The 22,048-nt window shown below is 42.8% G+C and carries 18 protein-coding genes; 11 read left to right on the top strand and 7 right to left on the bottom strand.

What is annotated here, in order from left to right; translation table 11 throughout:
* The 5 genes from ACK8P8_RS22055 to ACK8P8_RS22035 form a co-directional block, all read right to left on the bottom strand.
* A partial coding sequence (locus ACK8P8_RS22055; protein ID WP_410026325.1) for an AAA family ATPase occupies positions 1–564 on the bottom strand: 564 nt, incomplete at its 3' end.
* Between the two features lie 1,038 nt (positions 565–1,602).
* Positions 1,603–2,340, bottom strand: coding sequence for a shikimate dehydrogenase family protein (locus ACK8P8_RS22050; RefSeq protein WP_410026324.1), 738 nt, complete (start codon positions 2,338–2,340; stop codon positions 1,603–1,605).
* 112 nt (positions 2,341–2,452) lie between these two features.
* Positions 2,453–3,373, bottom strand: a complete 921-nt coding sequence (locus ACK8P8_RS22045) for a DUF368 domain-containing protein (RefSeq protein ID WP_410026323.1) — start codon at positions 3,371–3,373, stop codon at positions 2,453–2,455.
* A 90-nt stretch (positions 3,374–3,463) separates the two neighbouring features.
* Entirely contained in the window at positions 3,464–5,029 is a 1,566-nt protein-coding gene (locus tag ACK8P8_RS22040; protein WP_227216699.1) for a DUF4301 family protein, read from the bottom strand.
* 189 nt (positions 5,030–5,218) lie between these two features.
* Positions 5,219–5,470, bottom strand: a complete 252-nt coding sequence (locus ACK8P8_RS22035) for a DUF8828 family protein (protein ID WP_099293959.1) — start codon at positions 5,468–5,470, stop codon at positions 5,219–5,221.
* Positions 5,471–5,642: 172 nt separating this feature from the next.
* On the opposite strand from ACK8P8_RS22035, the gene ACK8P8_RS22030 reads away from it, so the two are divergent.
* The 9 genes from ACK8P8_RS22030 to ACK8P8_RS21990 all read left to right on the top strand — a co-directional run bounded on the left by ACK8P8_RS22030 (position 5,643) and on the right by ACK8P8_RS21990 (position 16,420).
* Positions 5,643–6,308, top strand: a complete 666-nt coding sequence (locus ACK8P8_RS22030) for a CBS domain-containing protein (RefSeq protein ID WP_099293957.1) — start codon at positions 5,643–5,645, stop codon at positions 6,306–6,308.
* A 77-nt stretch (positions 6,309–6,385) separates the two neighbouring features.
* The gene (locus ACK8P8_RS22025; protein ID WP_186978486.1) at positions 6,386–7,285 is read left to right on the top strand and encodes an NAD kinase; all 900 of its coding nucleotides are present in this window, start codon (positions 6,386–6,388) and stop codon (positions 7,283–7,285) included.
* 104 nt (positions 7,286–7,389) lie between these two features.
* Positions 7,390–8,118, top strand: coding sequence for an undecaprenyl pyrophosphate synthase (uppS, locus tag ACK8P8_RS22020; RefSeq protein WP_186978485.1), 729 nt, complete (start codon positions 7,390–7,392; stop codon positions 8,116–8,118).
* A gap of 5 nt (positions 8,119–8,123) precedes the next feature.
* Positions 8,124–10,667 (top strand): BamA/OMP85 family outer membrane protein, encoded by a 2,544-nt coding sequence (locus tag ACK8P8_RS22015; RefSeq protein ID WP_186978484.1) that lies wholly within the window; start codon positions 8,124–8,126, stop codon positions 10,665–10,667.
* Positions 10,668–10,823: 156 nt separating this feature from the next.
* Entirely contained in the window at positions 10,824–11,342 is a 519-nt protein-coding gene (locus tag ACK8P8_RS22010; RefSeq protein ID WP_099293951.1) for an OmpH/Skp family outer membrane protein, read from the top strand.
* 107 nt (positions 11,343–11,449) lie between these two features.
* A complete protein-coding gene (murI, locus tag ACK8P8_RS22005; protein WP_369858946.1) occupies positions 11,450–12,274 on the top strand; it encodes a glutamate racemase in 825 nt (274 codons plus the stop codon).
* Positions 12,275–12,371: 97 nt separating this feature from the next.
* Positions 12,372–14,567: a RelA/SpoT family protein gene (locus ACK8P8_RS22000; RefSeq protein ID WP_186978482.1), complete on the top strand. Its 2,196-nt coding sequence runs from the start codon at positions 12,372–12,374 to the stop codon at positions 14,565–14,567.
* Between the two features lie 84 nt (positions 14,568–14,651).
* Positions 14,652–15,104: a Fur family transcriptional regulator gene (locus ACK8P8_RS21995; RefSeq protein WP_099293947.1), complete on the top strand. Its 453-nt coding sequence runs from the start codon at positions 14,652–14,654 to the stop codon at positions 15,102–15,104.
* Positions 15,105–15,151: 47 nt separating this feature from the next.
* Positions 15,152–16,420 (top strand): adenylosuccinate synthase, encoded by a 1,269-nt coding sequence (locus ACK8P8_RS21990; protein ID WP_186978481.1) that lies wholly within the window; start codon positions 15,152–15,154, stop codon positions 16,418–16,420.
* A 129-nt stretch (positions 16,421–16,549) separates the two neighbouring features.
* Here ACK8P8_RS21990 and nhaD read toward each other — a convergent pair whose 3' ends face one another.
* Positions 16,550–17,887: a sodium:proton antiporter NhaD gene (gene nhaD, locus ACK8P8_RS21985; RefSeq protein WP_366842293.1), complete on the bottom strand. Its 1,338-nt coding sequence runs from the start codon at positions 17,885–17,887 to the stop codon at positions 16,550–16,552.
* 70 nt (positions 17,888–17,957) lie between these two features.
* Here nhaD and ACK8P8_RS21980 point away from each other — a divergent pair, with 70 nt between their 5' ends.
* Positions 17,958–18,620: an MgtC/SapB family protein gene (locus tag ACK8P8_RS21980; RefSeq protein ID WP_176555178.1), complete on the top strand. Its 663-nt coding sequence runs from the start codon at positions 17,958–17,960 to the stop codon at positions 18,618–18,620.
* Positions 18,621–18,647: 27 nt separating this feature from the next.
* Here ACK8P8_RS21980 and recQ read toward each other — a convergent pair whose 3' ends face one another.
* Positions 18,648–20,822 carry a DNA helicase RecQ gene (recQ, locus tag ACK8P8_RS21975; protein ID WP_099293941.1) on the bottom strand — a complete coding sequence of 725 codons (2,175 nt, stop codon included), beginning with the start codon at positions 20,820–20,822 and terminating at the stop codon, positions 18,648–18,650.
* A 237-nt stretch (positions 20,823–21,059) separates the two neighbouring features.
* Between recQ and ACK8P8_RS21970 the strand changes: the two genes are divergently transcribed.
* Complete coding sequence (locus ACK8P8_RS21970) at positions 21,060–22,025, top strand: KpsF/GutQ family sugar-phosphate isomerase (protein ID WP_369858945.1); 966 nt, start codon at positions 21,060–21,062, stop codon at positions 22,023–22,025.
* Positions 22,026–22,048: the final 23 nt, after the last annotated feature.

Below are 22,048 nucleotides of genomic sequence, written 5' to 3'. Positions count from 1 at the left end.
GTAGCGATCGGCACTCTTGAGTACCCCGTAAAACGCTTTCAGCGTATCGCGGTAATATTCCAGTAACGGCATATTTCCTAGAGCCTGCAAGAGAGGCTTGTCGTATTCGTCGACGAGCACGACCACCCCTCGTCCCGTTTGTTCGCATGCCCGGCGGATTATCCCGAAAAACCGCAGTGAAAGAGTCGTTTCATTCTCTCCTTTCCCGTAATCAGCTTCCCATCGTGTAAGTCGATTGCTTAGTATCGCGTCCAGCGCCTCCGGTCGGTCATACTTCTCCGCGTTCAAGTCAAGGTGTAGCACGATGTGCGTGTTCCACTCGCTCTCCAGTTTCTCTACCGCCAACCCCTCGAACAACTCCCGTTTACCCTCGAAGTACGCCTCGAAAGTAGATAATAACAGACTTTTCCCGAAGCGTCTTGGACGGCTCATGAAATAAGGTTTTCCGTTGTTTGCAATTTGCCACATTAGTGCTGTCTTATCCACGTACATGTAGTTTTCGCGCCGGATGTTCTCGAATGTCTGTATCCCTATCGGGAGTTTTCTCTTTAGGTTGATCTCCATAATATACCGTTTAGCTTGTACACAAAGGTAGGAATAACAATTGAAAATTGAAAATGAAAAGATTCACATAAAGTCCGGGATTAAATTGTGGTACTATTCTCGATCATTTTTAAGATCCGTTTGTGATAACCGGAAAAAGGGAATAATAAATAAAATTCAAGCAAATAAAGATAATGTTGATAGTCGCCTTTGGCGAGTTGCAGGTTACAGGTTGCATTTGCCTTCGGCAAGTTACAGGTTACTTTTCTTGCGTTGTAGACTGTATTCCAGCTCCTCCTCTGTTTATAGAGGAGGTGGCACGAAGTGCCGGAGGAGTTTATTAATTAAGTGATTGATTGATTGATTGATTGATTGATTGATTGATTGATTGATTGATTGATTTTAGATTGAATGATTTCTCCCCACTTGCCAACGCTTCGTTAATCGCTAAATCGGCAATCATTGAATCACTAAATCCAAGAACTCCCTCCCCCCTTCGGGGTATTGAGTCCGGAAACCGGTCTCGAACTGGCTCTTGTTCGACAGACAACGAGCAAGCTCTCTGTCTGTTCTCGCTTACTCGCCAGTTGCCCTCTATAAACAGAGGGAGAGCTAGTTACTCTCTCCGCTTTAGGAAATTTTTCATTTATAGCTATCTGGATTAATAATCTCTTTTAACGTGAAAAAAGATGTGTATGTAGCCCTTAATAGCCCGTATCCCAACCCTATTACTAAGGTAATAATCTCTCCTCTCCAGAGCCTCTTCGTTTCTCAAATAGAGCAGAAATATTCCCGTGTATTTATGCTCTGAAGAAGGTCTGGCAGGGCTACGAAAGAGGGGTATTATATCCTTGGAAATGCGATTGATTTTCAGTGTGATTTCATCGAGAAGCTAAGGTAATCCTAGGGTGATACTATCTCAACTTGCTTACAAAACACTTTTAACTCGGTTACAGGATTGTTTACCGACGGGGACGTAAGAGGCTTGTAAGTAGGTTGTAACTATGTAGAGGTAGTATTACTTTAGGATTACCTTGGGATGATTTTAGGATACTTGTATCAAGAGTTCCAGATTTTCCATGAGTATTCGGCTTGGAGATGCAGCATTTCCAGACCGTTGTGGACTTTGGCTCCTTGTTGTATGCCTTTTTGCATGAAAGTGGTAACGGCGGGGTTGTAAACTAGATCGAAAAGATAGTGATCGGGCGTGAGGTGCTCATAGGGGATTGGGGGACAATTTTCCACGTGCGGCCATGTTCCGAGCGGGGTGGTGTTGACAATCAGAGGGGTTTTGTCCAGTTGACGGATGATTTCCGGGTAACCGATTTCTATTCCCGTGGGGGTACGGCTGACGGAAGTGACGGCAACACCCAGAGAGGTCAAGGCATATTTGACGGCTTTTGCCGCTCCCCCGGTGCCCAAGATGAATGCCCGTTCCGGCACATGGGGGATGAAGTGAAGTAATGAATCCCGGAATCCTGCCATGTCCGTGTTGTGCCCGGTGAGGGAGAAGCCGGCAGGCGTATGCTCGACTTTTACCGAGTTGACGGCACCGATAGCCCGTGCCTCGTCGCTGATATTGTCGAGGAAAGGGATGATCTTCTCTTTGTAGGGAATGGTTATAGCGAATCCTTTCAAGTCAGGAGTTTCCTCGATAATTCGGAACATTAGGGTAATATCCTCCAATTCGAAATTCCGAAATTCAGCATTTATTTTTTCTGCTTTGAATTTTTCCGTGAAATAGGTTTTGGAAAACGAATGTCCCAATGGGAAACCGAGGAGGCCGAAAAGATTCATGAGTTTGTAAAGTTTATAAGGTTTATAAAGTTTATAAAGTCATATTGCAGTTCGAGGTTTGAATATAGTGTTTCTACTTTACGAACTTTATGAACCTTATAAACTTTATGAACTATTTTTTTAGTGTTACGGCCAATTTTTCAATCCCCCAGATGAGAAGAAAACCGACAAGGCACATCAAGAGTACATGCCACGTGAGCGGATCGTTTCCCGCTTGTTCGAAAGTACCCGGGAGAACGTTTCTCTCGATCTCGAAAGAAGTGCCGTTAATTAATTCCGTGTCGGTAAGTTTCCAAGGCCATATTTTGTTTAAGGAACCTACCATGAAGCCGGTCAATAGGGCGACAGTCATGCTGTGGTAGTTTTTCAATAACCACGAGAGCAAGTGCGAGAAGGATATAATTCCGGCAACAGCTCCTACCAAAAACACGAGTAATATTCCGATATTGAAGTCGCTCACGGCGGTGATGATGTACTCGTATTTACCTAATAATAATAGTATGAACGCTCCCGATATTCCCGGAAGGATCATGGCACAGATGGCGATAGCCCCGGATAAGAGGACGAACCACCATGTTTCCGGTGTGCTGGTGGGGGTTAGCACGGTGATCGTGTACCCGACAACGGCTCCCACGACCAACGAGGTGATGGCAAACAAATCCCATTTTTTTACTTCCTTGGAAACGAGTAGTGCCGAGGCTATAATGAGCCCGAAGAAAAAAGACCAGATGTAGAGAGGATGGAATTCTAGTAGATATTTCATCAATTTTGCCAACGAGAATATAGATATCGCGATTCCTGCGACCACAGAAACCAGAAAATTACCGTTGATATGCTTCCAAAATTCTTTGAATTTGAATGTTCCCAAAAGACGCAATGCCTGTAAGTCGATGGAACGGATGGAATTGATTAATTCTTCGTAGATCCCGGTGATAAATGCTATTGTTCCCCCTGATACGCCGGGAATAACGTCGGCGGCACCCATGGCACATCCTCTCAGCACTAATAGTAGATAGTTTTTTTTCTTCTCCATGAACGAATTTATGATTTATGATTTTAGATTTACGATTTATGATTTCATTCAAAAAGAATCGTAAATCATAAATCGTAAATCATAATTTTTTTATTCGATTTTGAACACGTTGCGATGTTCGAAACGTAACAAGTCAAAGACGGTTTTTACCGGGGTGAAGGTGGATAGCGGAACTTCGACAAACACGGTATTCCAGTTTGCCATCGCTCCATTCCACAACCCGGGAAGTTCTTGTACTTGTATGTCTTTTCCCTCGAAAGATTTACTGGTAATGAATCCTTGCGTGTTATCAATAAAGTCTTTCAGATCGTACTTTTTACCTTTGTAGTTATACGTGCTGCACACGATATCTACCGGGTTAAAGTGGGTCGATTGGGTGAATATTTTTTTCTGGTTCTTGTCTTTTTGGTTCACCTGTGCACTTTCCACGATCATCAAACGTTTACCGTGTTCGGCATCTTCCACCCAGAAGGGGCCGCCACCGGGTTCTCCTTCATTCTTAACCATCCCGCATACCCGTAATGGGCGGTCGAGCAGGTTTTTCAAGTATTTTGCCCTTTCTTTCAAATTAGGGTGAACGAGGTCTTCCTTGGGTTTGTACCCGAGATTGTCATAGATAAATTGTTCGATTTCGTTCAGATTCTCTTCGGTAATACTGCTTTTCTTGTTCAAAATCTTCATGTAATCGAAGATTCTGGCTTGTGTTTTTAACAGAACCCCGGCGAGTATCTTTTTGTATTTCACGGTGTCTGCCTTGTTGCGATCGGGAGTAACGTTGTCTATGTTTTTGATAAAGATGAGGTCTTCTTTCAGATCGTTCAAGTTGTGAATCAAAGCACCGTGTCCCCCCGGGCGGAATACGATGTTACCATCGTTGTCCCGTAGCAGGTCTCCTTTCGAATCCAGACTGACCGTATCGGTCGAGGGCGATTGGATGGAGAACGTGATGTCGTACTTGAGATTGAATTTTTTCTGGTAATCTTTGAGCACGTGTTTCAAGAGGGCTTTGAATTTGCCCATGTGTTCTTCGGATACCGTGAAATGGATATGTGCCATTTTGCCGTCATTGGCATAAAGGGCGGCTTCAACCAAGTGTTCTTCCACGGCGGTACGGATGTGATCTTTATATATATGGAAATCGATCAGTCCCTTGGGCGTGGAATTATAGTTTAATCCCTTATTCGTCAAGATATATTCCAATATCGTGATGAGTTCGTTTTTCCAGAGAAGTTTGTCCAGATCGAAACGGTCTTTGTAGAGAGCTTCTTTCAAGTGGGTGTAAAAGGGAAACTCTTTTAGTTTTTCGAAGAAGGAGAATATGCTTCCCGGTTCTTTGTGCAACCGGAAATTCAGGTAATCTTCGTCACTTCCCGTGTAGGTGTTTAAAAATGAATTTAATGTTTTGAACATGCGAGAAGCGGAACCGGATGCCGGAACCATCTTCATGATTTTCAATGTGTTTCTTTTCTCCTCGAAGATGCGAATGAATTCATCAGCCTGTTCGTCATTCAGACTATGGATCCCGTTACCTATTGTCGCCGCATCTCGGATTTGCACAAAATTGAAACCGTTCTTGAAGTTTTCAAGTTGGCTATCAATTTGTTCGGGCTTAATCCCCCTGCGCTTAAATTGCTTGAGATCACTTTTCGTGTACATAATTTCGGGTTTGTAGGTTATGTAATAATCCGGCAAGTTACGAATTTTTTTTACAAAAAGCAATTTATTACTTTTTGTGTTCCAGGTTACAAGTTGAGCCTTCGGCTCTGCAGGTTGCAGGTTTGTTGTTATTGTTTTTTGAACATGTAACTTGTGAACCTGTAACTTGTAACATGGCGAAGACGGCAATTAGTTGTCGTCTTCGTCATATAGTTCTTCTTGATTTTCTAGCTCGGTTTCAAAGAAATCTTCTGCTTCTTCAAGTAGAGACTCGATATCGTCCGTGCAAAGAGGTTCTTCGTCAATCCAGTAAATTTTTTGGTTGCTGTAGAAACCGTCTATGTCACATTGGATAATGCATTGAGGCTTTTCCGTGTGCACCACGTACACGAGATCGGGTGCTTCTTGGGAATTGTCCGCAATTAGAAATTTTGGTAACATGGTGTTATACTGTTTTAAAGTTTACGCGGCAAATATAGGAATAATTGAAAATCGAATATTGAAAATCGAAAATTATTTTAATGGAGGAGTTGAATAGAGAAAAAGATGTATCTTTAGGGCGAGAAATGGATTAAACGATTTCTTGATTGAGTGATTTGGAGATTTAAAGAATATGATAGCAGAAGGATTATTATCGAATGTGGTTCCGGTATTGAAAAAGAACGATACATGCGCCCAAGCACTGGGGTGGATGGATTTGTTCCGGGTATCCCATTTGCCGGTGGTTGAAGGAAGTTCTTACGTGGGTTTGTTATCAGATGAAATCATGTACGCACACGGGTGTTTGAATGATCCGATCAATAGTTTGGAGATACCGAGAGAATCGACATTCGTGTACGATGATATGCATATTTATCACGTGATCGAGGTCGCGTCTTCCTTGGGATTGTCAATAGTTCCTGTTTTAAGCCGGAAAGAGGTTTATCAAGGTGCTATTTTGTTGTCGGATATTTTGCATAGCGTGGAAAAAATGTTGTGCGTGGATGACGCGGGTGGGATTATCGTGTTGGAGGTGAATAAAATTGATTATTCGTTGGCCGAGGTGGCGCAGATCGTGGAATATAATGAAGCCAAGGTGTTGAGTTGTTTCGTGACATGCACCCCGGACTCGAACAAGGTTGATATTACTGTCAAGGTGAATACGCCTAGGATTGAACCGATTCTGGATACCTTTGTCCGTTATCGTTACGTGATAAAAAGTACTTTTGTGCTGGGTGAAGATGTCAATGATGAATTGCGTGACCGCTATGGGCAGTTGATTAAGTTTATGGAAATGTAGAAAATTTAAAGTTTAGAATTGAAAGAGAGTTGGTTCGTGGAGGTGGAATCTAAAATTTAAGATCTAAAATAAATTAGATGTGTCTGAAAATTAATAGAGTGGCTATATACGGACGAGTGATCCATGAGGATTTTTTTCCTTATTTCAAGCAAATGTTACGTGATCTGGATGAGCGTGGCGTGAAGTTGTCTTGTTATCTGCCGTTTTTTGATTTCTTGAGTGAGAGGTGGGATGTTCATTCTTATTTTCAATCTTTCTATGATACGGATTTGGAGCCGGATACCGATATTTTATTTAGTGTCGGGGGGGACGGTACTTTTTTGGATTCAGCGGTCCGGGTGAAAGATTCCGGGGTACCCGTGCTTGGTATAAATAGCGGTAGGCTGGGATTCCTTGCCAATATCGCCCAAGAGGAGATTCCTCAGGCTATACAGTGGTTGTGTGCCGGGAAATGCGAGGTAGAGCAGAGAGCTTTGGTGAAATTGGAAATGGAAGACAATCCGTTCTCTAATTTTAATTATTCTCTGAACGAGATCAGCGTGCAGAAAACGGAACGCTCTTCTTTATTAAAGGTACACGCTTATATCGGGGGGGAATATCTCACGACGTATTGGGCGGACGGCTTGATAGTGGCTACTCCTACCGGTTCGACGGCTTACTCTTTAAGTTGTGGCGGTCCGATTATTTCCCCGAGTTCGGATAATCTGATTATTACTCCGGTAAGCCCTCATAACCTGAATATGCGTCCTTTGATTTTGCCCGGTGACGTGAAGATTCGTCTGAAAGTGGAAAGTCGCTCGGGTGATTTTATGGTGAGTGCCGATTCCCGAACTCGGACAGTGCCGGATCATTACGAATTATTTATCTCTTCCGGGGATTTTAAAATAAACGTGGTAAAGATGCCCGGGCATAGTTATTACGAGACGTTGAGAAATAAATTGAATTGGGGGGAAGACAAGAGGAATAAGAAGATTTAGTGATTCAATGATTGGCGATTACGTGATTAAAGAAAAACAAGTAATATAAAGATAAGGAAAACGTTATTAAATAATGAGTTGAAGAACGAGAATGTATTATTATTATGAGTAGAGAGAATATACCAGAGCACGTGGCAATTATTATGGATGGAAATGGCAGATGGGCAAAACAGCGGGGATTGGAAAGATGGGAAGGACACAAGGAAGGCGTGGAAGCTGTGAGGAGAGTTCTTGAGGCTGCCGGGAATGCCGGAGTGAAGTATTTGACTTTATACGCTTTTTCGATAGAGAATTGGAATCGGCCGAAAGAGGAGGTGGATGTTTTGATGGGTTTGATGGTGGATGCTATCGTCGCGGAAACGGATAATTTGATGAAAGAGGGTATACAAGTTCGGGCTATCGGGAATTTGACGGATTTGCCGGACAAGGTGCGACAAAAGTTGAACGGGTTGATAGAGCAGACTGCTTCCAATCATCATTTGACGGTGGTGCTTGCCCTAAGTTATGGCGCAAGGTGGGAAATATTGAATGCCGCGAAACAGTTGGCAAAAGATTGCCAGACGGGTAAAGTGAAAGATGTAGAGGCGATTACAGGGGATGTTTTTTCCGATTATTTGACAACGGCGGGGATTCCTGATCCGGATTTATTGATTCGCACGAGCGGTGAATGTAGGCTCAGTAATTTTCTTTTATGGCAATTAGCGTATACTGAACTATATTTTCTTGATAAATTTTGGCCTGATTTTGAAAAAGAAGACTTATATTTGGCCATTCGTAATTTTCAAAAAAGAGAGAGACGATTCGGTATGACCGGAGAGCAACTAAAAAAGTGACTCAAATGACAGGAAAAATAACGCTTGTATTAATATTTATATTGTGTATTTGTGGAGCAAAAGCTCAAGTTGCAGATACTGTGCAGCAGCAAGTTGATATCTATTATTCTTCCCCGAAGACCTATGAATTGGCAGGGGTAAAGGTTGTCGGCGGAGATTATGACGGGTTGGCATCCATAGCCGGGTTGACGATAGGAATGCCTATTCAAATTCCGGGTGAAACGATAACGAGAGCGATCAAGAGGCTTTACGATCAAGGTTTGTTTTCGAATATATCCATTGCTGTCGACCGGATTGAAGATGACAAGGTATATTTGACCATGTACATTCAGGAACGGCATAAGCTTTCGAAGATCAATTACATCGGTTTGAAGAAATCCGAGGAAAACAAGATCAAGGAAAAAATGAACTTGGGAGTGGGGTCGCAGGTCACGGATTTCATGAAGACGACCTTGAAAAGCCAAGTCGAGAAATACTTGAAAGAGAAAGGATATTATAACACGAATATCAAGATTATTCAACGGGATGATCCAAAAGAGAAGAATTACGTGGTTCTGGATGTCATCGTGGAGAAACACAATAAAATAAAGATTGCCGACATTATCATTAACGGAAACGAACAAATGAAAGACGGTCGTCTGAAAGCTGCCATGAAGAAGACGAAAGAAAAATCATTGGTTAATTTCTTTAAATCGTCAAATTATATTGAGAAGAATTATGACGAAGATAAGTATCATCTTGTCGATAAATATAACGAGAAAGGTTTCCGCGACGCGGTGATTGTTTCCGATAGTGTTGTCCAGATATCCCCGAAACGGGTGAAGATCTATATTGATGTGCAGGAAGGAAATAAATACTATTTCAATAATATCTCTTGGGTAGGTAATACAATATATGATTCAGAGACGTTGAGCCGTATATTGAATATCAAAAAAGGAGATGTATATAATAGTAAGTACTTGAACGAACGTATTACCACGGACGAGGATGCCGTATCCAATATATACCAGAATAACGGGTATTTGTTCTCTCGTCTGATGCCGATCGAAACTATCGCGGGTGAAGATTCTATAAATCTGGAAATCCGTGTTGCCGAGGGTACTCAGGCCACGATTAACAAGGTGATTATTCAAGGTAACAACCGTACCCACGAGCACGTGATTCGTCGGGAATTGTACGTGTACCCGGGTGAGTTGTTCAGTCGAGAAGATATTATACGAAGCGCACGTGAATTGGCGAATATGGGACATTTCGATCCGGAACAAATAGCACCGGACTTGGTGAATGTTAATCAGGAAGCGGGAACAACGGATGTCATATTCAAGTTAGTCGAGAAAGCGAATGATAAGATCGAGCTTTCGGGAGGTTGGGGAGCCGGTATGATCATCGGTTCGGTAGGATTGACCTTCACGAACTTCTCTATCCGTAATATTTTTAATTGGGATACTTATCGTCCTCTTCCGCAGGGTGACGGTCAGACGTTCAGTTTGAAGGCCCAGACGAACGGTAAATATTATACTTCATTCAGTTTATCATTCCGTGAACCTTGGCTGGGAGGAAAGAAACCGAACTCGTTGAGTGTTTCTTTGTATTTCTCTCGTCAGACAGGTTATTCCAGCAGTTACCGGAATTCTTATTACGCTCAGGCGGCGAATGCGTCCGACTATTACGACACCCGTCAGTTGATGCTTACTTATGGATTCAGCGTGGGATTGGGACGTCGTATCAAGTGGCCGGATGACTGGTTCACGATGTATAACGAGATTTCATTCCAGAGATATCAGTTGAAGAATTGGCCTTATTATATATTTAGTAACGGAAATTCGAACAACCTTTCTATCGCCACGGTGATTAAACGGAGTTCTATTGATAACCCCTTGTTCACGAAAAGAGGTAGTGAGTTCTCTTTCTCGTTGGCATTGACTCCGCCTTATTCTTTGTTCTCCAGCCGTCATTTCGAGGCAGAGAAAGATCAGATTAAATACAGGTGGATCGAGTACCACAAATGGAAATTCAGTGGAAAGATTTTCACTCCTCTGACTCATAGCGAGAAACGTCCTTTGGTACTTTATGCTTCTGCCCAGTACGGTTATTTGGGACACTATGATAAAAACCGGAAGTCTCCGTTCGAGGGATTCGAGATGGGAGGTGACGGAATGTCCGGTTATAGTTTGTACGGACGTGAATATGTCGGTTTGCGTGGTTACGAGAACGGATCATTGACGAACGCGGGTTCCAGCTTTATGGCTCCGCAAGGGTCTGACGCCAGCTTGTATTCCAAGTTCACGCTTGAATTACGTTACCCGATCTCTTTGGCTCAGTCGGCAACGATCTATGCTTTAGGGTTCTTGGAAGCAGGTAACTCGTGGTACGAACTGAAGGATTTCGAACCGTTTAACTTGTATCGTTCCGCGGGAGTCGGTTTGCGCGTATTCCTGCCGATGTTCGGTTTGCTCGGTATCGACTGGGGATATGGATTTGATGATGTACCCGGACGCTCCGGTGTCGGTGGTTCACAATTCCACTTTGTGTTGGGACAAGAATTCTAATATTTTAGATTTACGATTTCAGATTTTAGATTAATTTTTCACTTGAATCATAAATTGTAAATCATAAATTGTAAATTATAGCATACATTATGTATGCAGGCTAGGAATGGGAAATTAATTTTATTATTTTTGTGAGACATTTTAAAGACAAACATTATGAAGAATACAATTAAATTATTTGCCTTGGTGGCATTTATATTTGTAGCATTTGCTACTTCTGCTCAAACGGCAAAACCGATCAAATTAGGTCATCTTGACGTGCAAAAAGTGATGGCGATAATGCCTGAAACTAAGAAAGCTGAAGCTGAATTACAAGCAAAACAGGCAGAGATTGAAAAAGAATTAAGATCAATGACCGAGAATTACCAGAAGGAGATTCAAGAATATCAGGCGAATGAAAAAACATATTCAGAATTGACTCGTGCTAATAAAGAGCAGTCAATCAGAAGTCTGGGAGAGAGAATCCAGAGTTTCCGGGAGTTAGCCGATCAACAAATGCAAGAAACTTACAATAAGTTGATGGGTGAGATCATGGATAAAATACAGAAAGCTACACAAGAAGTAGGTAAAGAGAATGGGTTTACTTATATTTTTACCCAGAATGCTTTATTGTATGCAGCTGATAATAGCGAAGATGTATTGCCCTTGGTAAAGAAAAAGTTGGGACTTCAATAATCGTATATATTAAAGTAAATAAAGTCGCCTGAAAGGCGGCTTTTTTTTTGCATTAATTGCGAATAAAAGGTATATTAGCAGCTATTAATTTAAATAAATTTAGATACATGCATTGTCCGATAGGGGTGTTTGATTCTGGTTACGGGGGATTGACAATATTGAAAGATATTGTGAAAGAGATGCCGGAGTATGATTATATCTACTTGGGCGACAACGCTCGTACCCCTTACGGTACACGTTCTTTTGACGTGGTGTACAAGTATACGCGGGAAGCGGTGTTGAAATTGTTCGATATGGGATGCCGATTGGTTATCCTTGCCTGTAACACGGCTTCGGCAAAGGCGTTAAGGACAATACAACAAGTCGATTTACCGCGGATAGATGCCGGACGGAGAGTGTTGGGTGTCATCCGACCTAGCGTGGAGGCGGTCGCTGATTTTACGCGTAACGGGCATATCGGTGTACTCGCTACCTCGGGTACGGTGGCTTCCGAGTCTTATTTGCTTGAAATAGCGAAAATCCATTCTGGAAAAGGATTTGAAGTGACGCAACAAGCCTGTCCGATGTGGGTGCCTCTCGTTGAAAATAACGAGATTGATTCCCCGGGGGCAGCTTTTTTTGTGCAGAAATATATAGATCTTTTAATGCAGGCGGATCCCATGATTGATACGGTTGTACTGGCATGTACACATTATCCTCTTTTGTGCGGGGTAATTGACCGTTTTATTCCCCGGGGAGTAAAAGTTATTCAGCAGGGAGAGATCGTGGCCCGGAGTTTGAAAGACTATTTATATCGTCATCCTGAAATGGAAGGAATGCTTTCACGAGGGGGACAAGTGGAGTTCCTTACCACTGAAAAAGGAGGGATGTTTGATAAAATGGCAGCTTTATTTATGCAGGCGGATGTGGTGTCGCGGCATATAGAAATATAAGATTTACGATTTATGATTTACGATTTATGATTCGAGGGATAGGGAGTGGGCAGGAATCTAAAATCTGAAATCAATAAATCTAAAATTGGAGACGGTTATGAACGAGCAGGAAATGATTAACGCGGCTTTCGAGGATTTGTTACAATCTTTGCGAAAGGGAACGACAGAAGAGAGTATAAAATTAATTCGCACGGCTTTCGAGTTTGCCCGGGAAGCTCATCAAGGGGTAAAACGGAAGTCGGGTGAGCCTTATATATTGCACCCGATCGCGGTAGCGAAGATTGCGGCTAAAGAGATCGGCTTGGGAACCAAGTCGGTTATCGCCGCGTTATTGCATGATGTCGTGGAGGATACGGACTACACGGTAGAGGATATTGCTAATTTGTTCGGGGCGAAGATTGCTTCTTTGGTGGACGGGTTGACCAAGATCAGTGAAGTTATGGGAAGTGATACCACCAAGCAGGCTGAGAGTTTTCGGAAAATGATACTGACTCTGGCGGATGATGTACGTGTTATTCTGATCAAGATTGCCGACCGTTTGCACAATATGCGCACGTTGGATGCCATGCCGGAACACAAGCAGGTAAAGATTGCCAGTGAAACCTTATATATATACGCTCCTTTGGCTCACCGGATGGGATTGCACGCCATCAAGACGGAGTTGGAAGATTTGAGTTTAAAATACGAAAATCCGCTTGAATATCAGGAGCTGGAAAAGAAAATTCATGCTTACCGGGACGAGAATACCGGGTTATACCAACAGTTCATAGCCCCCATTCGGGAACGCCTGACGGAAAGCGGTTACCAGTATGATATCACCGCCCGGACAAAGAGCGTGTATTCGGTGTGGTCTAAGATGCAGCGCAGGCATATTTCTATCGAGGAAATTTATGATTTACTTGCCGTGCGTATCGTGTTTGATCCCAAGGACAATCAGCCGGAGAAATGGCAATGCTGGAATATTTATTCTTTGATTACGGATATGTATAGCCCGAAGCCGGAGAGAATCCGGGATTGGGTGAGTGTACCCAAGGCAAACGGTTACGAGGCATTGCATCTGACGGTCATGGGACCCGGAGGTAAATGGATAGAGGTGCAAATCCGTTCCCGTAGGATGGATGAAATCGCGGAAAAGGGGTTAGCAGCCCACTGGAAATATAAAGGTGATAATGCCGAGGCAAGCAACGAGGTGGATAAATGGTTGGCGGGGATTAAAGAGATGCTGGAACAGCCCGGAACGGATGCTTTGGAGTTCTTGGACGAGTTCAAGCTAAATCTTTTCGCTAAAGAAATTCGGGTTTTCACTCCTAAGGGAGATATGAGAACCTTACCGAAGGGAGCGACCGTGTTGGATTTTGCTTATGACATTCACACGGAGATCGGGAACTCCTGTATCGGTGGAAAGGTCAATCATAAATTGGTGCCGATGAGCCACGTGCTGCAAAGCGGGGATCAGGTGGAGGTGTTGACAAGTGATAAACAGAAGCCGCAGAGTGATTGGTTGGACTTTATCGTGACGGCAAAGGCGAGGAATAATATATTGATGATTTTCCGTCGGGAGAAAAAGGAACAGGTGAAGATCGGAACGATGATGTTCGAGAACTTGTTGGAAGATATGAAATTGCCTTTTGGTACGGAGAACCTGAACAAGGCTCTGTTGCATCTGAAATTGGATAATAAAGATGATCTTTATGTCAGTTTGGCGAAAGGGAATTTGAGTGTCGAAGACGTGCGGAAGGCATTGAAGAAAAAGTCGGAGAATAAATTCGTGAAGTATTGGAAATTGCAGTTCTTCAAAAGCGATAAAGAGAAAGCCCCGGCCGAGAAAGAAGAAGGAAAGATCATTAATGACGTGACGGAAGATGCTTCGGATTTTATCATTGCTCCTTGTTGTCACCCGATTCCCGGTGATGATGTAGTCGGGATGAAGATCGAGGGGGATAAGATCACCGTGCACAAGCGTAAATGCCCGGAAGCCATACGACTGATGTCCAGTTACGGGGATAAGATTGTCCCGGTGAAGTGGGTTAGCCACAAGATCATGTCTTTCCTTGCGGTAATTAAATTGAACGGGATTGACAGTATCGGAATCGTCAGCGATATCACGATGATTATCTCGAAAGAGAGTAACGTGAATATGCGTACCGTGCATTTTGAAACGAAAGACGGGATATTCGAGGGAATGATTCATCTTTACGTGCATAACACTGCCGATTTGAACAATTTAATGATGAAAATCTCTTCTCTGAAGGGCGTCGAGAACGTTTCAAGAGTGGAGAATTTGGATGTCTAAATTAAATTTCGTCTAAATAGTGAGTTTTCTTCGGATAAAAGTTGTAACTTAGCCATGTTGTAAATTGAATTAGCTTTGGACTCAATGGAAAAAATAAAGGAGACGGTAAAAGAGATTTTTACCACTTACCTGCAACAGCAAGGACATCGGAAGACGCCCGAGAGGTATGCCATTCTGGATGAGATTTATTCACATGCCGGGCATTTTGATATCGAATCCCTGTACGTTTTTATGAAGAACAAGAACTACAGGGTAAGCCGTGCCACTTTGTATAACACGATCGATTTATTGTTGGAATGTAAATTGGTTATCAAGCACCAATTCGGGAATAATATCGCGCAGTTCGAACGGGCTTATAATAACAAGAAGCATGAGCATATCGTGTGCAAGATATGCGGAAAAGTGGAAGAGTTCTCGGATTCCCGCTTGGAGGAGATCGTGGAACACGTGGAGGAGAAATATGATTTTTCCGTGCATCATCACATGCTTTATATTTATGGGATTTGTCACGCTTGCAAGTTGGCGGGAAAGAAATAAATATTATTTTTGCATGTTTGTTTTTTAAGAAGTTAAAATTATATCAGATGAAAGTAGATGTATTGTTGGGATTGCAATGGGGAGATGAAGGAAAAGGGAAAGTGGTCGATGTACTGACCCCTAGGTATGATGTCGTGGCTCGTTTTCAAGGAGGACCTAATGCCGGTCATACACTTGAATTTGAAGGGCAGAAATATGTACTTCGTTCCATCCCGTCCGGGATATTTCAAGGGGATAAGGTGAATATTATCGGTAACGGAGTGGTAGTTGATCCAGCTTTGTTTAAAGCGGAGGCCGAGGCTTTGGCCGCTTCCGGACATGATCTCAAAAAGAAACTTCATATATCAAAGAAAGCACACTTGATTCTGCCGACGCACCGGTTGTTGGATGCAGCTTACGAGGCAGCCAAAGGGGATGCGAAAGTGGGGACTACCGGAAAAGGTATCGGACCGACATACACGGATAAAATCAGTCGTAACGGTGTGCGCGTGGGAGATATCCTGCATGATTTCGAGAATAAATACGCTCGGGCAAAAGCTCGTCACGAACAGATATTGAAAAGCTTGAATTTCTCTTATGACCTGACGGGGATGGAGAAAGAATGGATGGAAGGTATTGAATACTTGAAGCAATTCCAACTCGTGGATAGCGAGCATGAAATAAATCGATACTTGGATGACGAGAAATCAATCTTGGCGGAAGGTGCACAAGGAACAATGTTGGATATCGATTTCGGTTCTTATCCTTTTGTGACTTCTTCCAATACGGTATGTGCCGGTGCTTGTACCGGGTTGGGAATAGCTCCCCATCGTATCGGTGAAGTGTACGGAATTTTTAAAGCATACTGTACCCGCGTGGGAAGCGGACCTTTCCCGACAGAGTTGAATGACGAGACAGGCGAGAAATTGTGTGACTTGGGACACGAGTTCGGTTCCGTAACCGGACGCAGACGTCGTTGCGGTTGGGTAGATCTGGTAGCTTTAAAATATGCCATCATGATTAACGGGGTGACTCAACTGATCATGATGAAGAGTGATGTGTTGGACTCCTTTGACACGATACAGGCTTGTGTGGCTTACGAGGTAAACGGGGAGGAAGTTGATTATTTCCCCTACGATATCACGGAAGGTGTAAAACCGATTTATACCGAATTGCCGGGATGGAAATGCGATATGACCAAAATGACTTCGGAAGATGAATTTCCGGAAGAATTTAATAATTATCTGGCATTCCTTGAAGAAGAAACCGGAGTGCCTATCAAGATTGTATCCGTGGGACCCGACCGGGGACAAACGATCGAGAGATATACAGAGTAGAAAAAGAGCTGCGATTGCAGCTCTTTTTGTTTGTAAAGTTATAAAGTTTATAAAGTTCATAAGGGCATCCCATGACTAAAAAAGTTTACATTTAGGCATACTTTATGAACTTTATAAACCTTATGAACTTTATAAACAGATATAATATATACCTATTCCCGCCAGATACCCGAGAGTAGCAATCCATGTAATGTGCTTGAGGTACCATGTGAAATTGATTTTTTCCATACCCATAACAACTACTCCCGCGGCAGAACCGATAATCAGAATACTGCCGCCTATACCGGCACAATAGGCGAGAAGTTCCCAGAAAGTTCCGTCCGTGGTGAAATTCATCATATAAGCGGAGAGGTGTGTACCGTCGGCATGAGTAAGCGGGTACATCCCCATGGCTGCCGCCACGAGAGGAACGTTGTCAATGACGGAGGAGAGAAAGCCGATAATCGTGTTGATAAAATAGACATTGTGTATTCGATCATTCAAGAAAGTTGCCATTTGGTCTAAAATTCCCACGACTTGTAACGCGGCAACGGCCATTAATATTCCAAGAAAGAATAGTAGTGTGGAATAGTCGACTTTCGAGAGAATGGAAGGAATGCGATGCGTGTTTTCTCGCGTGATATTTTTTTTGCGGTTGTATAGCATCTCCGTGTATATCCATACACAACCTAAGGCAAACATGATACCCATGAATGGTGGCAGGTTCGTGAGTTCCTTGAACACGGGAACGAAGATCAGACTGCCGATGCCTAGAGCGAGAATCGTGATTTGTTCTTTGTGTGAAATACCCGGGAGATTCGAACGAATACTAGCGGATTGATCTTGAATTTCACCTTTCAACCAGAATGTCGCGATGCCGACGGGAATAAGTAGAGAAACCAGACTGGGCAGAAACAGGTGGCGGATAACGTTCATGGACGTGATATTGTTGTGAATCCATAACATGATCGTGGTCACGTCCCCGATGGGAGTCCATGCACCCCCCGCGTTGGCGGCAATAATGATGATACTGCCGAAAATCCAACGTTCTTGCTGATTTGTAACAAGTTGGCGCAGGAGCATAATCATCACGATAGCTGTCGTTAAATTATCCAGAACGGAAGACATGATAAAGGTGATGAATGCGATGAGCCAGAGTAGTTTCCGTTTGTTTCTCGTTGTGATGTGTTTGGTAATCAGATTGAACCCTTCGTGCGTGTCTACCCATTCGACAATCGTCATGGCTCCCAGTAAGTAGAATAAAATTTCCGCGGTATTCCCGAGGTGTTCTATAATTTGAGTATTTACATCCAGTTTTGTTTGAAACAAAGCGAATACCCATAACGTGATTCCCAAGATAAGAGCTATGGCGGTTTTGCTGACGCCGATTTGTCGTTCCAGTGCGATCAGAGTGTATCCGAGGATAAATGTGATAATGATGGTTAGTATCATGTCTGTGAACTTTTTGGACTGAATTGTATCTTTCATACGCAATTTTGCGTAGATTGGTTTATCTTTGTGGTGAACATGAGGTTAAAATAAAATGTAACACGATATGATGACATGGGATTTTTTCTTGCGGTTGTTGGTAGCCGGGATACTGGGGGCGCTGATTGGTTTGGATCGTGAGTACAGGGCAAAAGAAGCCGGATTCCGAACTCACTTCCTCGTTGCTTTGGGAAGTGCCCTGTTTATGATTGTTTCGAAATATGGTTTCTGGGATATCTTGGGGGACACGGGTATAGGACTCGACCCCAGCCGTATTGCGGCACAGGTGGTAAGTGGTATCGGTTTCCTTGGAGCGGGAACAATTATCATACAGAAATTATTTGTACGGGGATTGACCACTGCTGCCGGGATATGGGCAACTTCTGCTATCGGTTTGGCGGTAGGTGCCGGGCAATATTGGTTGGGAATATGCGCCATGTTATTAACATTGTTGGGATTGGAAGGTCTGGGGTATTTATTCCAGAAGTTCAGCCAACGGAATGTTTTGTTAGTGTTCACAACGTCAAGTCAAGAAGTTATAAAAGAGATAACCGACGAGATCAAACGGAAAAAACACCAGATAGGTTCTTACTCCACGGAGTCAGGTAAATTAGGGGATATAACCACTTACCGGGTAACTATGGTCATTCGGACGCATAAGACGGGAGATGAAACTTTATTGTTTCAATTCATTCAGCATCTTCCGGATGTGATTCTGGACAGAATGGAATAAAAAAGCGACCGAAAGGTCGCTTTTTTATTAGTTTCCATGTTTGGAATGTAATTTCAATCGCATCAGTCGGAGATCTTCTTCTGAATAGTCGCCGTCAAATTCATCGTAAGCGTCACCGATATTATCGCTTTTCGCTTCCATGAAATAATCCATGATTTCTTGTTGTTGTTCATCATCCAGAATCTTATTGATATAGTAATCAATATTCAGTTTTGTTCCGGAGAAGACGATGGCTTCCATTTCCTTGATGAGTTCTTCAAAAGTTAATCCTTCAGCAGAAGCGATGTCTTCCAAATCAATTTGGCGATCAATATTTTGAATGATATATACCTTGAATTTCGATTTGTTGGCAACTGTTTTTACAACCAGATCTTGGGCTCTTTCGATCTCGTTGTCTTCAACATACTGTTTGATGACCTCAACGAATTCCTGCCCGTACTTCTGGGCTTTTCCGGTACCGACACCCTGAATGTTGGCTAACTCTTCCAACGTGATCGGGTAATTGGTACACATGTCTTCCAAAGAAGGATCCTGAAAAATGACGTATGGCGGCAGGTTATTTTTCTTGGCAATCTTTTTCCGTAAGTCTTTCAGTATGGCAAACAGAGTGTTGTCAAGTGCTGATACACCTCCCTTTTCCTGAAGTTTCTCTTCAGATTCTTCAAAATTATGATCTTCCATCAGCATAAAGTCTTTAGGTTCCTTTAAAAACTCGTGGCCTTCTTTTGATAATTTGATGACCCCGTATTGTTCAATATCTTTCTCTATATAATTACTAATAAGCGCTCGTCTGAAAACCATGTTCCAGAATTGTGAACTTTTGTCGGAGCCGATACCAAAAGATTCCAGCTCGTCATGATGATACGATTTTATCATTGAATCGGTTTCCCCGATCAAGACTTTAACCAAATGGTCGACCTTGAATTTTTCTTTTACTTCAAGTACGGCGTTGAGCGCGTCAATCAAGAATTCCTTGCCCTCGAACTCTTTCTTCGGGTACAGACAATTGTCGCAGGCGCCACAATTCTCCTCGTCATAATTCTCCCCGAAATAGTGTAATAACACTTTTCTCCGGCACAAGGATGTTTCGGCGTAAGAAACCGTTTCCATCAAGAGTTGCTTCCCGATTTCCTGCTCGGCGATAGGTTTGCCCTGCATGAATTTTTCCAACTTCTGAATATCTTTATAGCTATAGAATGTCAAGCAGTACCCTTCTCCGCCATCCCGTCCCGCACGTCCTGTTTCTTGATAGTATCCTTCCAGACTTTTAGGAATATCATAGTGGATCACGAAACGTACGTCCGGTTTGTCGATGCCCATACCGAAAGCGATCGTGGCTACAATCACGTTTACTTCCTCCATCAGGAATTTATCTTGATTGCTGCTACGGGCAGCGGCATCCATTCCCGCGTGATAACTGGCAGCTTTGATGCCGTTCACGCAAAGCAATTCCGTGAGTTCTTCCACCTTTTTGCGGCTCAGGCAATAGATGATACCGGATTTCCCCTCGTTGTTTTTTATAAACTTGATGATATCTTTGGCCGGATCAGTTTTAGGGCGAACCTCGTAATAAAGATTCGAACGGTTGAAAGAGGATTTGAAAACCTGAGCGTCGAGCATATCCAGATTTTTCTGAATGTCGTGTTGTACCTTCGGGGTAGCCGTTGCCGTCAAGGCAATGATGGGGGCTTTCCCGATTTGTTCGACAATCGGTCTGATTTTACGGTATTCCGTACGGAAATCATGTCCCCATTCCGAAATACAGTGAGCCTCATCAACGGCAAAGAAAGAGATTCGAACTTTACGGAGAAATTCGACATTACTTTCCTTGGTCAAGGATTCCGGAGCCACGTATAGTAATTTGGTCTTCCCGCTTAGGACATCCTCTTTTACACTCAAGATGTCACTTTTACTGAGTGAAGAATTCATGAAGTGGGCAACCCCCTCTGACGCGCTGAAGGAACGCATGGCATCTACCTGATTTTTCATAAGAGCAATCAAGGGAGATATCACGATAGCTGTTCCGTCGAGTATTAGTGCAGGTAGTTGATAACATAAAGATTTACCCCCTCCTGTCGGCATCAAAACAAACGTGTTATTCCCGGCAAGGACATTCTTTATTATCTCCTCCTGATTCCCTTTGAAACTATCAAAGCCGAAATACTCTTTTAATTTAGCATGTAAATCTATCTGCAATCCCATTGTTTTATTTAAATTTTCACACACCCTGTTTTTAGACGGGTGCGCAAATTTATAACTTAATTTGTTTTTCCAAACAAAATATTCAATAATAAATCTATCACCACTCGTTTTTAAGCTATCACAAAAAATGATACTTTTGTCCCTAGTAAAGTTATAGCAAAAAATGATAAGTACAATAGTTTTTTGTTTTTTTTGCTTGGTTCATGGTGTTAAATAGAATAATTTTAATCGAAAGAGATGGTAGATATAAAAGCATTTGCGCGAAAAGTAATTCAGGATGAGACAGAAGCCATCCAAAATCTGGCAAACTACATAGATGATGATTTTGAGGCTGTCGTTAAGTTAATTTATGAAAGTAAAGGGCGTGTCATCATTACCGGGATAGGAAAGAGCGCGATTATCGCAACAAAAATCGTGGCAACGATGAATTCCACGGGTACTCCGGCGGTATTTATGCATGCCGCGGATGCTATTCATGGAGATTTGGGAATGATTCGGGAGGAAGATGTGGTGATTTGCGTGTCCAAAAGTGGAAATACACCGGAGATAAAAGTATTGATTCCTCTGATCCGTAACAACGGAAACAAGAATATTGTCGCGATGGTGTCCAATACAGACTCGTTTCTGGCGAAAAATGCGCTCTATATATTGAAGGCTAAAGTAGAAAAAGAGGCTTGTCCTTTAAATTTAGCTCCCACAAATTCAACTACGGCACAGTTAGTGCTGGGAGATGCATTAGCGATGTGTTTGATAGAATGTAGAAGTTTCTCTAGTAGGGATTTTGCCAGATATCATCCGGGAGGGACTCTTGGGAAACGGCTTTATACGCGGGTTGCAGACGTTTATGATGGTAACAATCGACCGAATATCAAGATCGAAGCCGGAATACGTCCGGTAATTCTAGCCATGTCGAAAGGGCGTCTGGGAGCCGTGGCGATCGTGGACGACGAAGAACATTTGCTCGGAATTATCACGGATGGGGACTTGCGACGGATGATGGAGAAGTACGAGGATGTCGACGGTTTGACAGCGGGAGATATCATGTCCGGAGCACCTAAAACGATTTCCGAGGAAGAGTTGGCTTATAATGCTTACCGGATGATGGAAAAAAATAGTATCACGCAGTTGGTGGTGGTAGATCGGGAGAATCACTATAAAGGAATGGTACACATACATGACATATTGCGCGAAGGAGTGGTATAATATTTGATTTTAAATTTTGAATT

Source organism: Butyricimonas muris, assembly GCF_046365375.1.
GTDB lineage: Bacteria > Bacteroidota > Bacteroidia > Bacteroidales > Marinifilaceae > Butyricimonas > Butyricimonas muris.
The sequence above is the reverse complement of the archived record's forward strand: the minus strand, read 5'-3'. Positions and strand labels throughout refer to the sequence as shown.